5 protein-coding genes are annotated in these 14,074 nt (G+C 71.1%); 3 read left to right on the top strand and 2 right to left on the bottom strand.

Annotated elements, in window-relative coordinates:
• Positions 1–46: 46 nt before the first annotated feature.
• The gene (locus RLT59_RS00335) at positions 47–883 is read right to left on the bottom strand and encodes an alpha/beta fold hydrolase (protein ID WP_311301475.1); all 837 of its coding nucleotides are present in this window, start codon (positions 881–883) and stop codon (positions 47–49) included.
• Positions 880–1,473, bottom strand: a complete 594-nt coding sequence (locus RLT59_RS00330; RefSeq protein ID WP_311301474.1) for a TetR/AcrR family transcriptional regulator — start codon at positions 1,471–1,473, stop codon at positions 880–882. Before RLT59_RS00330 ends, RLT59_RS00335 begins: the two co-directional genes overlap by 4 nt.
• 580 nt (positions 1,474–2,053) lie before the next feature.
• Between RLT59_RS00330 and RLT59_RS00325 the strand changes: the two genes are divergently transcribed.
• From RLT59_RS00325 to RLT59_RS00315, 3 genes are all read left to right on the top strand, one after another.
• The gene (locus tag RLT59_RS00325) at positions 2,054–2,887 is read left to right on the top strand and encodes a sterol desaturase family protein (RefSeq protein WP_399126799.1); all 834 of its coding nucleotides are present in this window, start codon (positions 2,054–2,056) and stop codon (positions 2,885–2,887) included.
• A 93-nt stretch (positions 2,888–2,980) separates the two neighbouring features.
• Positions 2,981–12,406: a non-ribosomal peptide synthetase/type I polyketide synthase gene (locus RLT59_RS00320; RefSeq protein WP_311301473.1), complete on the top strand. Its 9,426-nt coding sequence runs from the start codon at positions 2,981–2,983 to the stop codon at positions 12,404–12,406.
• Entirely contained in the window at positions 12,396–14,072 is a 1,677-nt protein-coding gene (locus RLT59_RS00315; RefSeq protein ID WP_311301472.1) for a phytoene desaturase family protein, read from the top strand. Before RLT59_RS00320 ends, RLT59_RS00315 begins: the two co-directional genes overlap by 11 nt.
• Positions 14,073–14,074 lie beyond the last annotated feature (2 nt).

Below are 14,074 nucleotides of genomic sequence, written 5' to 3'. Positions count from 1 at the left end.
CGCGTGTGTCCGCCGCTGTCCGCAGCCGTCACGCCCTGCCGCCGGCTCAGGCGCGCAGGGCCTCGCGGAGATGTTCGCCGAACTCGGCGGGATGCGTGCTGAGCCCGGTGTGCCCGCCGGGGAAGTGCCGGAGCCCCGTGCCGAGGCGCTCGGCCAGCAAGGCGGCCGGACGGTAGGGCAGCTCACCGCGTGAGTCCCGGCCGCACGCCAGGATCAGCCGGTCCGAGAGCTCTTCGAGCCGGTGGATGTCCGGTTCGTAGGACATGAACGCGGGCACGATGCGTCCGACGAAGTACGGGAGGTCCGCCATCGTCCGCTCGGCCCGCGCCGCCGCCTGCGGTGGCAGCTCGACCGCCGCGACCGGCCCGTCGGTGTCACCGTCCTTCTGCAGCCCCGCCGCGAATGCCGCCATCGCCGGACCGAGCCCCTCCGCGCGGAACGTCTCGGTGACGCGCGCGATGAGTGCGCGATGCGCGGGAGCGTCGGGGAGAACCTCGACCATCGGCGGCTCGTGCGCCACGACCCGTTCGACGGCCGCGGGACGGGCGGTGAGCAGATGTACGGCGGCGATCGCGCCGGAACTGCAGCCGAAGACGCGGGCGGGCTCACCGGGGGAGAGCAGCCGCAGCAGGCGGAAGGCGTCGTCGGCGTGCTCGGCCACGCGCTGCCCGGCCCCGGGGTCGTCCAGGGCGCTGCGCGAGATGCCGCGCGGGTCGTAGGTCGCGACGGTGTAGTCGGCGGCCAGCCCGTCGGCGATCGGGTCGAAGGACGCCGCGCCCCCCGTCCCGCCGGGAATCAGCAGCAGGAGCGGTCCGTGACCGCGTACCTCGTAGTGCACGGTCGCGCCGTCCACGCGGAGGCTGCCGACGGTCGGTTCGCTCATGCGGGGTCGCCTTCCCGGGACGCGGGCCAGTGTTCCAGCAGAGTGTGCAGGGCATCGAGCGCCCGCACCCAGGAGTGCTGAGGTGAACGCGCGTGCCCGAAGCCGCCCGCGGCCTCCAGGGCGACGAAGCCGTGGAACGTGCTGCGCAGCAACCGGACCGCGTCGGTCAGGTCGGGCTCCGCGAGTCCGTAGCCGCGCAGCATGCCGTAGGTCAGCTCGACCGCGCGCCGCGGTCCGGGTGCCTTCGCGGCCAGTTCGGGATCGATCTCGATGGGGGTCTGCGTCGCCGTGTAGCGGCCCGGATGCTCGTGGGCGTACTCCCGCCAGGCGTCCGCGAACGCGACCAGCGCGTCCCGGCCCGCCCGCCCGGCCGTCGCCTCCGCGATCCGCATGGTCTTCTCGTCCGCCGCGAGCAGGGCGATCCGCCCGCGCAGATCCTCCAGACCGCGGACATGCGTGTAGAGGCTCGCGTCCTTCACCCCGAGCCGCCGCGCCACCTGAGACATGGTCACCCGGTCGAGACCGACCTCGTCGGCCAGCTCCGCGCCCGCGATCGTCACCCGTTCGACTGTCAGTCCGGCCCGCACCATGCGTCCTCCCAAGTTCCTAAGGGGTCTAGATATAGCCTAGGACTCCTAGGCTCCGCAAGCAGGGCTCCCCGTAGCCGGGGCCGGTCACCGCGAGTCCGCCGGGCGGACGTGAAAGAAACGAAAAGAATACTAAGTAACCCACATTGGCGACAGCGGGGCCTCTCCCTATTTCTTCCGGACCGAACGTCCGGTTCAATGAGTTGAAGATCAGTCGAGGCGCTCGGGGGGGAATCTCATCAAGTCACCGGTCGAGGGTTGAAGCCGCTGGAAGCGGATATGGATGTATCGGGTTCGTGCGGGATTCCGCGTATGAGGTCACCGCATCGAATCAGCTCAAATTCTCGGCTACCCACATTCGCCCCCAAAGGGCCGTGGGTGCTTGCCATTCAATTTCCGTACGCCCCTGGGGCTTTCGGCTTCCGAGTGAAGCCCGGCAGTCCTGGTTCCCCTTGCGGCGGCGCAGGTGGCGCGGTCGGTCAGCATTTCCACGGAGGTGTTTCGGGTGTACGAATACGAACGGCGCGCCGACGGCTGCATTCGGCCCGCGCGACGATTATCGACGAGGGTACATCCCCAGGAGATTCTGCGTTCCCTCGCTTATCCGCTGCTCCTTGCGGCCACCCTCTGCGTGGCCGCGAGTTCGCTGATCCTGGGCTGGGATCCCGGCCGGGTCAGCCCGCTGTTCCTGGTAGGCACTCTCATCTACCTGGCCGTCCTGGAAAGGCTCATCCCACACCGGCGCGACTGGCATCCCAGCCGGGCGGAATGGCGTTGGTACGGCGTCTACTTCCTCCTCACCATGGCCGCGAGCGCGCTGGCACAGCTCGGGGTGACGACCGCGGTCGGGAGGATTTCACCTGCCGATCCGGCGCTCCCGCTGTGGGCCGAGATCCCGGCCGCCCTGCTGAGCGGGTCGCTGGCCAGCTACCTGGTACACCGGCTGGGGCACGCCAACCCGCTGCTGTGGCGGCTGCACGGGGTGCACCACGTACCGCAGAAGGTCAACGTCGCGAACAACGGCGTCAACCACGTACTGGACATCGTCCTCGCCCAGGGCGCCGTCCAGCTCACCCTGGCACTGGCCGGATTCTCCAGTCGCTCCGTGCTCGCCACGGGCCTGTTCGTGGCCGCTCAGGGCTACTTCGTCCACGCCAACATCGACGTGCGCATCGGCAGGCTCAACCACGTCCTGGCCAGCCCCGAACAGCACCGTCTGCACCACAGCACGGATCTGTCAGAGGCAGGCCACTACGGCTCCGACCTGTCGTGCTGGGACCACCTCTTCGGGAGTTTCACCTGGCGGCCGGGGCGCGAGCCGGCCGCGGTCGGTCTCCGCGATCCCGCCTCCTTCCCCGGAACCGGCGAGATCCTCGGAAGCCTTCTCCACCCGTGGCGCCGTGCGAAGGGGGCCTGAGGCGAGACCGTCCGACCCCGGGGCCCCGCCCCGCACCACAGACTTCGGCGCTGCCTCCCGGCAGCGTGACCACCTGATGAGGAGTGTGCGAACTTGGCTGACGCGATCAATGACGCTTCTACGGGCAAAGTAGCGATCATCGGTATCGGCTGCCGCTTTCCCGGCGAGGCATCGGACCACCGGGCCTTCTGGCAGAACCTGCTGGACGGCAAGGACTGCGTCATCCCGACACCCGCGGACCGCTACGACGTCACCACCCTCGGGAGCGGCCACCGGGACAAGCCCGGCCGCCTCGTGGGCGGCAGGGGCGGATACATCGAGGGCTTCGACGAGTTCGAGCCGGCCTTCTTCGGCATCAGCCCGCGCGAGGCCGATCACATGGATCCCCAGCAGCGCAAGCTCCTGGAGGTGGCCTGGGAGGCCCTGGAGGACGGCGGCCAACGGCCCGCCGAACTGGCAGGAAGTGACACGGCCGTCTACGTGGGTGCGTTCACGCTGGACTACAAGATCCTGCAGTTCGCCGATCTGGGCTTCGGGACACTCGCCGCTCACACCGCGACCGGCACGATGATGACGATGGTGTCGAACCGGATCTCGCACTCCTTCGACTTCCGCGGCCCCAGCCTCTCGGTCGACACCGCGTGCAGCTCGTCCCTGGTCGCCGTCCACCTGGCGTGCCAGAGCCTGAACAGAAGAGAGAGCGGTCTCGCGCTCGCGGGCGGGGTGCTCCTGCACATGGCACCGCAGTACACCATCGCGGAGACGAAGGGCGGATTCCTGTCGCCCGAGGGGCGTTCGCGCACCTTCGACGCCTCGGCCGACGGCTACGTACGTGCCGAGGGCGTCGGCCTCGTCGCGCTCAAGCGGCTGGAGGACGCGCTGCGGGACGGGGACCCGATCTACGCGGTGATCGCCGGCACCGGAGTCAACCAGGACGGCCGGACCAACGGCATAACCGTCCCCAACGGGGAGGCCCAGGTCTCCCTCGTGCGGCAGGTCTGCGCCGAGGCGGGCATCACCCCCGGTGATCTGCAGTACATGGAGGCACACGGCACCTCGACCCCGGTGGGCGACCCGATCGAGGCCAACGCCCTGTCCCGGGCACTCGCCATCGGGCGCGCCCCGGGCGCCGCCTGCTACGTCGGCTCGGTGAAGGCCAACATCGGGCACACGGAATCGGCTGCCGGCATCGCCGGGCTGATCAAGACCGCCCTCGCGCTCAAGCACCGCCGGATCCCGCCCCACATCAACCTCGAAAGGATCAACCCGGCGATCGACCGCGGCTCCTCGCCGTACGACATCCCCACCCGGGTGACGGACTGGCCCGAGCACGAGGGGCCCGCACGGGCGGGAGTGAACGCCTTCGGCTTCGGCGGGACCAACGCCCACGCGGTCCTGGAGGAGGCACCCGTGCACGCGGCGCGCGCCGAGAGCCCCAGGCCCTCCCCGGCCTCCCCGCCCGTCCTGCCGCCGCCGGAGCGCGCCTGGAGCATCCTGCCCCTGACCACACGTCACCCGGACGCCCTCCCGCAGCTGGCGCAGGGCATCAGCCGCGAGCTCGCCGGAGGGTACGGCCCCGCCGTCGCACTCGACGACCTCGGCCACACACTCGCCCACCGGCGCCAGCACCTCGAATCGCGGCTCTCCGTCGTCTACTCCTCCAGGGAGTCCCTGGACGAGGCGCTGGACACCTATCTGCGGGGCGAACCGCATCCCCGGGTGGTGCAGGGACGCCAGCTGGACGCCCCTGACCGCCGACTGGTCTGGGTCTTCACCGGCATGGGCCCGCAGTGGTGGGCCATGGGCCGCGGACTGCTGGCCAGTGAGCCGGTCTTCCGGGACGCGGTCACCGCGTGCGACCGGGAGATCCGGAAGATCGCCGGATGGTCCCTGATGGACGAGATGGCGGCCGACGAGAGCCGGTCGCGGATGGCGGAGACGTGGCTCGCGCAGCCCGCCAACTTCGCCGTGCAGATCGGTCTGGCGGCCCTGTGGCGTTCCTACGGCATCCAACCGGACGCCGTGGTCGGACACAGCACCGGCGAGATCGCCGCCTTCTACGAGGCGGGCGTCTACACGCTGGAGGACGCGGTCAGGATCGCCGTCCACCGCAGCCGGCTCCAGCACACCCTGTCCGGAACGGGCACCATGCTCGCCGTCGGGCTGCCGGAAGTCGAGGCCGATCGCCGGGTGCGCCCCCACGGGGACCTGATCTCTGTGGCAGCCGTCAACAGCCCCAACTCGGTCACCCTGGCCGGGGACGGGACGGCGCTGGCCGCACTGGCCGACGAGCTGCGCACCGAACAGGTCTTCACCAAGTTCCTCGCGGTGGAAGTGCCGTACCACAGCGCCGCCATGGACCGGATCAAGGACGAGCTCCTCGCCGCGCTCGCCGGCATCGAGCCCCGCCCGGCGACGGTTCCGGTTCACCTGACGGGCCAGGAGGGCGTCGCGGACGGCGTCGAGCTGGACGCCGGCTACTGGTGGAAGAACGTCCGCGACCGGGTGCGCTTCCGCTCGGCCGTGGACCGGCTGGCCGACGACGGCCACCGGCTGTTCCTCGAAATCGGCCCCCACCCGGTCCTCGGACACGCCATCCGGGAATGCCTGGAGGCCAAGGGCCGCACGGGAGCCTCGGTGCCCTCGGTGCGCCGCGCGGAGGACGAGCCCGAGCGCTTCGCCCTGTCCCTGGCCACCCTGCACAACCACGGGTTCGACATCGCGTGGGACGTACTCCAGCCCGTGGGACGCACGGTCCCGCTGCCCCGCTACCCCTGGCGTCGCGACCGGCACTGGACGGAGCCGGGAGCCGTCGCGCAGATCCGCCTCGGCCTGCTCGACCACCCGCTGCTGGGCCGCCGCACGGACCACACCGAACCGACCTGGCAGGCCCGGCTCGACACCGAGAGACTGCCCTACCTGGCCGACCACCGCATCCAGGATTCCGTGGTCTTCCCCGCGGCCGGCTACCTGGAGATGGCCGCACAGGCCGTACGGGAGCTGACCGGGGGCACGGACGTCGTGCTGGCCGACATCGACCTGCGCAAGGCGCTCTTCCTCGCCGAGGACGACGCCCGCACGGTCCACCTCTCCGTGTCGCTGGAGGACGGCGGCTTCGTCGTCGCGTCCGCCGCGGCCGGGCCAGAGGCGGAGCGGGTGGTGCACGCCAGCGGTGCGGTCCGTACCGCACAGCGCCGCTCGGCCGGACCGCCGCTGCACGCCGCCCCGATCAGGGACCGGTGCGCGCGCCGGCTGGACAACGAGGAGTGCTACACCGCGCTGGCCGCGCTGGGCTATCAGTACGGTCCCGCCTTCCGGGCCATCGAGGAGGTCTGGATCGGCACGGACGAGGTGCTGGCCCGGATCACTCCGCCCGCGGCGATCGGAGGCGGGGCCGCGGACCACCACATCCACCCGGTGCTGCTGGACGCGTGCTTCCAGGCTCTGCTGACGCCGCAGCTCCTGCCCGGGGAGACCCCGGCGCCGGGCACCGGCATCCGGTTACCTCTGTCGCTCGACGAGATGAGCGTTTCCCCCGTGGGCGATCGCACCTTGTGGGTGCACGGCACGGTGCGACGCCACGACGGGGACGCACTGGTGGGCGATCTCGCGCTGTACGCAGAGGACGGGACGGCGCTGGGCAGCATGCGGGGATTCCGCGCGGCCGACGTGGAGAAGGCATCGGGGGCCGTCTCCCGCGGCACCGTCGACTCCTGGCTCGCGGAACCCGTCTGGACCGACCGCCCCTGGGCGGCGGACTCCGGGGCACCGGCCGACCCGTCCGGCACGCAAGAGCCGCAGGACTGGCTCGTCCTGGCGGACAACGGGGGAGTGGGCGAGGCCTTCGCGGAGCTGGTGACCGCGCGCGGCGACCGCTGCCGCACGGTACGGCTGGACGACACGGGAGACCGGCCGGCGCGGGCCGGAGAACTGCCCCCCGCACCGGACTGCGCCGCCCGGCTGGAACAGCTCTTCACCGAACTGGACCGCGAAGGTGCGGCCTTCCGCGGCACGGTCGTGCATCTGTGGAACCTGGACCAGCCCGGCATCGACGCCTCAGAACGCCAGGACCTGGTGCGGGCCGCGGAAACCGGGGCCTACTCGCTGGTCGCGCTCGCCAGGATCCTGCTGGCCCGGCAGACCGGCGGACGGCTGCACGTGGTCACCCGGGGTGCCCAGCCCGTGTCACCCGGAGAGGCGACCGAACCGCTCGGCGCGCCCGCCTGGGGCGTCACGCGTGTGCTCCGGCACCAGGAGCTGGCCGGACACCCGGGCAAGCTGATCGACCTCGACCCCGCAAGGGAGCCCGGCGCACCCGGCATCAGGGCGGACGCCGAGGCACTCCTACGAGAGTTCCTCAGTGACGACGAGGAAGAGATCGGGCTGCGCGGCGACCGCCGGGCGACCAGCCGCATCCGGCCCGCCGAAGGACTCACCAGGCCACTGCCGCTGCGCCTGCGGGCGGACGGAAGCTACCTGGTCACCGGGGCGTTCGGCGCCCTGGGCCAGCTGCTGTGCCGGACGCTGGTGAAACGCGGTGCCCGCCGGCTCATCCTGATGAGCCGGACCCCCGTACCCGCCCGCGACACCTGGCAGGAAACCGACCCGGCAACGGCGCAGGGCAGGGCCGTGGCCCTGCTCGGGGAGCTGGAGGCCGCCGGAGCGCAGACGGTCCTCGCGCCGGTCGACGTGACCGACGAACACGCGCTGACCGGCTGGCTCGACGAGCACCGGCGGGGCGGGGCACCGCCCGTGCGCGGCGTGTTCCACCTCGCGGGCCAGGTGCGGGACAGGCTGGTCCCCGACATGGACCGCCCCACGTTCGACGCGGTGCTCGACCCGAAGGCCGCGGGCGCGTACCTGCTGGACAAGCACCTGAGGGACGAACCGCTCGAACACTTCGTCCTCTTCGCCTCGATCGCCTCGCTGCTGACGACCGCGGGCCAGACCAACTACGCCGCGGGCAACGCCTTCCTGGACGCGCTGGCACACCGGCGGCGTGCGGAGGGCCTGCCGGCGCTGAGCCTCGACTGGGGCCCCTGGGCCACGGGAATGATCGAGGAACTGGGCCTGGTCGACCACTACCTCCACAGCCGGGGCATGAGCTCGCTGTCCCCGGAAGCCGGGATGAGCGTCCTGGAACGCGTCATCGGACAGGACCGGGCACAGCTGCTCGTCGCCACGGTCGTCGACTGGCAGACCTTCCTGGCCTGGTACGACTCCCCGCCGCCCCTGGTCACCGAACTGGCCGCGGCCGCGCAGGAACACGCCGTGGAGGAGGGCGGCGGACTCCTCGACGCCTTCCGCGACGCGGGGGAGGCGGACCGCCGCCGTCTGGTGACCGACCGGTTCACGGCGATCACCGCCACGGTCCTTCGCACCGCGCCGCACGAGATCGACCCCGCGGCCGGGCTCACCGGACTGGGGCTCGACTCGCTGCTCGCGATGGAGCTGCGCGCCAGGACACAGGCCGATCTCGGAATCGCCCTGCCGGTGGTCGCCCTGCTGAGCGGCACCTCCGTGGAGGAACTGGCCGGCCGGCTGTACGACGGCCTGACCGAACGGGTCGCGGCCGGCAGCGCGGGGGAGAACGGCGCGACGGCCGTGGAGGTGTTCACCGACGAGCTGAACCACCCCCTGACCCAGAACCAGAAGGCGCTCTGGTTCCTCAAGCAGCTCAACCCCGACGGCTACGCGTACAACATCGGCGGCGCCGTGGAGGTGCGCGCCGAAATCGATCCCGAGCTGATGTTCGAGGCGGTGCGCAGGCTCGTCGCGCGCCATCCGGCGCTGCGCGCCAACTTCCACCTGGAGAACGGCCTGCCGGTGCAGCGCACGACCACCGGCACGGAGCCCGACCTCGGCCTGTTCGACGTCCAGGGCCAGGGCTGGGAGGACATCCGGCGCACGATCATCCGCGAGTACCGCAAGCCGTACGACCTCGAACGTGACCCGCTGGTGCGGTTCCGGCTGTTCAAGCGCGGGCCGAGCCGCTGGGTCATCATGAAGGCCGTCCACCACATCGTCTCGGACGCGATCTCGACGTTCACCTTCATCGAGGAACTGCTCGCCGTGTACGAGGCGCTGAAGCAGGGCCGGGAACCCTCCCTGCCGCCTGTCGGTGCCCGGTACCTGGACTTCCTCAACCAGCAGAACCGGTTCCTGGCAGGACCCGAAGCCGGCGGAATGCTCGATTACTGGCGCTCCCACCTGCCCGCGGAGGTCCCGCTCCTGGACCTGCCGGTGGACCGGCCGCGCCCCGCCGTGCAGACGCACAACGGCGCCTCGGAGTTCTTCGTACTCGACGAGGAGCTCAGCGCCCGGGTCCACGCGCTGGCGCAGGAGCACGGCTTGACGCCGTTCATGGTGCTGCTCAGCGCCTACTACATCCTGCTGCACCGCTACTCCGGCCAGGACCACGTCATCGTCGGCAGCCCGGTGACCGGCCGCACCCACCAGGAGTTCTCCTCGGTCTACGGCTACTTCGTCAACCCGCTGCCGCTGCACGCCGACCTGTCCGCGGGCCCCACGGTCGCGGAGCTGCTGGAGCAGGTCCGCAGGACGGTCCTCAACGGCCTGGACAACCAGGAATACCCGTTCGTCCTGCTGGTCGAGGAGCTGGGTCTCCAGCACGACCCCAGCCGCTCGGCCGTGTTCCAGGCGATGTTCATCCTGCTCACCCACAGGGTGGCCACCGAGCAGTACGGCTACCGGCTGGAGTACATCGAACTCCCCGAAGAGGAAGGACAGTTCGACATCACCCTGTCGGTCTACGAGGACGAGGCGGAGGGGCGCTTCCACTGCGTCCTCAAGTACAACACCGACCTCTTCCTGCCCCGGACCGTCCGCCGCATGGCCGCGCACTACGTCCAGCTGCTCGACAGCATGACGCGGGCGCCCGCCGAACTGCCCACCCCGAGGCTGCAGATGCTGGGCGCCCAGGAGCGCGAGCAACTGGTCACCGAGTGGAGCGGCTCCTCCCGGCTGCCGGCCCTCGCCGGACGGGAACCCGGCCGTCACCGGGCGGTCCACCAGCTGATCGGAGACATCGCCACCGCCCGCCCCGAAGCCGTCGCCGTCTCCGTGCCGGACCTGCTGGGCCCCACGGAACACCTCACGTACGGAGAGCTCGACCGCAGGGCCGACGCCAGGGCCCGGCGGCTGCGCGAGCTGGGCGTGACCCAGGGGTCCGTCGTGGCGCTGTGCCTCGACAAATCAACGGAACTGGTCGTCACCCTCCTCGCGGTGCTCAGGGCGGGCGGCGCCTACCTGCCGGTCCACCCCGACCAGCCCGCGGAGCGCGTCGCCCACGTACTTGACATCGCTCAGGCCGCCCACATCGTCGTCGACGACACGCGCGCCGCGTGGGCCGAGAGCCTGCCCGCCACCGTACTGACCCCGGCGGGGCTGCGCGCCACGGAGACCGCGGGACCCGCACCGCGGGAGACCACCGACCTCGACTCGCCCGCCTACGTCATCAACACCTCGGGGTCCACCGGCCGTCCCAAGGCCGTACGGGTCAGCCATCGCGGCCTCGCCTCGGCGTACGCGGCATGGTCCGCGGAGTACGGGCTGGCGGACGCGGCCCGCGTCCACCTCCAGATGGCAGAGCCCTCGTTCGACGTGTTCACCGGCGACCTGGTCCGCGCCCTGTGCTCGGGCGGCCGGCTGGTGCTGGCCGACCGGGACCTGATCTTCGACACGACCCGGCTGTACCGCACGATGCGGACGGAACGGGTCGACTCCGCGGAGTTCGTCCCCGCCGTCGTGCGGGGCCTGATGGACCACTGCGAGCGTGCGGGCGAACGGCTCGACTTCATGCGGCTGCTGGTGGTCGGATCCGACGCGTGGAAGGTGGCGGAGTACGAGCGGCTGCGCGGTCTGTGCGGCCCCGGCACCAGGGTCATCAACTCCTACGGTGTCACCGAGGCCACCATCGACAGCGCGTTCTTCGAAGGACCCGCGGACGGCCTTGAGCCCGGTCTCATGGTGCCGATCGGCCGCCCGCTGGCCAACAGCACACTCCATGTCCTGGACGAGCACGGCGAACCCGTCCCGCCCGGCGTGCCGGGCGAGCTGTGGATCGGCGGCGAGGGCGTCGCGCTCGGATACGCCGGCGACCCGGAACAGACGGCGCAGCGCTTCGTGACGCGGCACCTGAGCCGCGAGCCGGGCGCCGCACCGGTACGGCTGTACCGGACGGGCGACGTGGCGCGCTGGGACACGCACGGCCGGATGCACCTGCTCGGGCGCAGCGACCACCAGGTCAAGCTGCGCGGCCACCGGATCGAGGTCGCCGAGATCGAATCCCACCTGGCGGGCTGGCCCGGCCTCGCCCGAGCCGTGGTGGCCGTCCGCCCTGACGCGGCCGGGGACCCGACCCTCTGCGCGTACTGCGTGGCGGAGCCGGGCCGGACACTGGACCGGCGGGCCGTCCGCCGCCATCTCGCGGGAGCCGTGCCTGCCTTCATGGTTCCCTCCCACGTCGTCGAGCTGCCGGAGCTGCCGCTCACCGCGCACGGAAAGGTGGATGTCGCCGCGCTCCCGGTGCCGGCCGGGGCGGACCGGCAGCAGTCCTACGAAGCACCGGTGACCCTCTACGAACTCAGCATGGCCCGGCACTGGGAAGCGCTCCTCGGGATGGACCGGGCGGGGCTCGGGGACGACTTCTTCGAATCCGGCGGAAGCTCGATCAAGCTGATCGAGCTTCTCCACCACCTGCGGACGGAGTTCGGCATCGGCGTCCCGGTCAGCCGCCTGTACCAGGCCACGACCCTGCACGGCATGGCCGCGGCGGTGGAGGATCTCGTCAACAACACGACCTCGGAGGAGCTGCCGTACCTCACCTTCAACCCCGGGCCGGGACAGCCCGTCTTCTGCTTCCCCCCGGCCGGCGGCCACGCGCTCGTCTACCGGGGTTTCGCGGCACAGCTCCTGACGTACCCGATCGTCGCGTTCAACTACGTTCCCGGTGACGACAAGGTCGCCCGGTACGCGGATCTGGTGGAGTCCGTCGAGCCGGAGGGCCCCTGCCGGCTGCTCGGGTACTCGCTGGGCGGCAACCTCGCGTTCGAGGTGGCCAAGGAGCTCGAATCACGCGGACGCGAGGTCTCCCACGTCGTGGTGCTGGACTCCCGCCGCATCCTGGAGACGTACGAGCCGGGCGAGGAGGGCGTGAGGATCTTCGAGGAGGAGCTGGGCCGGCACCTGTACCAGCACACCGGCTCGGAGATCGTCGCCAAGACCGTCCTCGAACACGCGGCCGAGTACGTGGGCTTCTGCGGCAGAACCCCCAACACCGGAACGGTGGCGGCCTCGGTCGGTGTCGTCACAGACGAGGAGAAGGCGGGCCTCTACGCCGTCGGCGCCCCCGGCACCTGGCACGGCAGCTCCACCGGCGGGACCCACGTCCTGCGGGGCTCCGGGACACACGCCGACATGCTCGACCCGAAACACCTTCCGCGCAACGCCGCCCTGGTACGCGCCCTTCTCACGGGGGACGCCGACCATGCCGGATGAGGACGACTGGGACAGCCCGCACCGGACACCCGGCAGCGCGCCCCGCGTCATCGTCATCGGCGCGGGGGTGGCAGGCCTGTCCACCGGCTGCTACGCGCAGATGAGCGGGATGCGGACCCGCATCTTCGAGAAACACGTGCTGCCCGGCGGTTGCTGCACGGCCTGGTCCCGCGACGGCTACCTCTTCGACTACTGCATCGAGTGGCTGATCGGCACCGCCGCGGGCAACGACGCCAACCAGGTCTGGCGCGAGCTCGGAGCGCTCGACGGCAAGACCGTCAGGAACTTCGAGCTGTTCAACAAGGTCGTCGACGAGGACGGCCGGTCGGTGACCTTCTGGAACGACCCGGCCCGGCTGGAAGCACACCTGCTGCGCGTATCGCCCGCCGACGCACGGCTGATCCGTTCCTTCTGCCGTGACCTGAGAAGGTTCACGGAGATCGAGCTGTACCCGTTCCTGACCGCGCCGGCCCTGCGGACCGTACGGGAGAGGGCGGCGACACTGCGCACGGTACTGCCGGCGTTCCGCCTCTTCTGGCGCACCGCCGCCACCCCGATGCACCGGTTCGCGGACCGGTTCGAGGACCCGCTGCTGCGCAGAGCCTTCCGGAACATCTTCTTCCAGGACCCGGAGGGCTTCCCCCTGCTCCCGTACCTGTTCAACATGGCCAGCGCCTACCACGGCAACGCGGGCTTCCCGCAGGGCGGTTCGCTCGGCCTCGCCCGCTCCGTCGAGGAGCGGTACACCGGGCTCGGCGGTACGGTCACCTACCGCGCCCGTACCGAGAGGGTGCTGGTGGACAGCGGTCGGGCCGTCGGAATCGAGCTCCGCAACGGCAGGCGCTACTACGCCGATCACGTCGTGTCCGCCGCCGACGGGCACACCACCGTCTACGAGCTGCTGGGAGGCAGATACACCGGCCCGAGGATCGACAAGCTCTACACCGAACTGCTGGAACGCCCCGGAACGCTGTTCCCCGCCGTGGTCTCCGCGTTCGTCGGCGTCCATGGCGCTCTCCCCGCCGGGGACGCGCACAGCACCACGTACCTGCTGCCGCCGGAGGAGGCAGCCGAACTGCCCGGCGCACTCCAGAACAGCCTGGTGGTCCAGTTGCGCTCGCGCTACTCGGACGGCTTCGCACCGCCGGGCAAGTCCGTGGTCCACTGCACCTACTTCAGCGACTACACCTACTGGAAGGCGCTGCGCCAGAGCGACCGCAAGGCCTACTGGGCGCAGAAGCGCAAGGTGGCCGACTTCGTACGGCGGTTCCTGGGACGGCTCTGGCCGGGCACGGCCGAGCGGATCGACCTGGTGGACGTGGCCTCACCGGCGACGACCCGGCGCTACACCGGAAACCACAACGGCTCCATCCTGGCCTGGAAGGCGTTCTCCGACGCCGACGACGTCTCCGCCGGCCTGGTCGGCAAGGACCGGATGCGGCTGCCCGGACTCAGCGGATTCTCCATGGCCGGCCAGTGGGTCGGCATGGGCGGTCTGATCCGTGCCGCCTCCACCGGCCGCTTCGCCACCCAGTACCTGTGCGAGGAACTGGGCCTCCCGTTCAAGGCCTGGGAGAGCGGCGGCACCGCCCCCTGGCACCCGGACAGACTGGGGAAGCTGCCCCAGCTCGACCGGTGGTCCTCCAAGGAGGGAACCGGCTCGTGAGG

The organism is Streptomyces sp. ITFR-6, assembly GCF_031844725.1.
Classification (GTDB): domain Bacteria; phylum Actinomycetota; class Actinomycetes; order Streptomycetales; family Streptomycetaceae; genus Streptomyces.
This window is presented reverse-complemented; position numbering and strand designations above follow the sequence as displayed.

Bases quoted from the DNA above. Each gene is read 5' to 3' on its own strand.
- RLT59_RS00335 (WP_311301475.1), bottom strand. From the start codon at position 883: ATGAGCGAACCGACCGTCGGCAGCCTCCGCGTGGACGGCGCGACCGTG.
- RLT59_RS00330 (WP_311301474.1), bottom strand. From the start codon at position 1,473: ATGGTGCGGGCCGGACTGACAGTCGAACGGGTGACGATCGCGGGCGCG.
- RLT59_RS00315 (WP_311301472.1), top strand. From the start codon at position 12,396: ATGCCGGATGAGGACGACTGGGACAGCCCGCACCGGACACCCGGCAGC.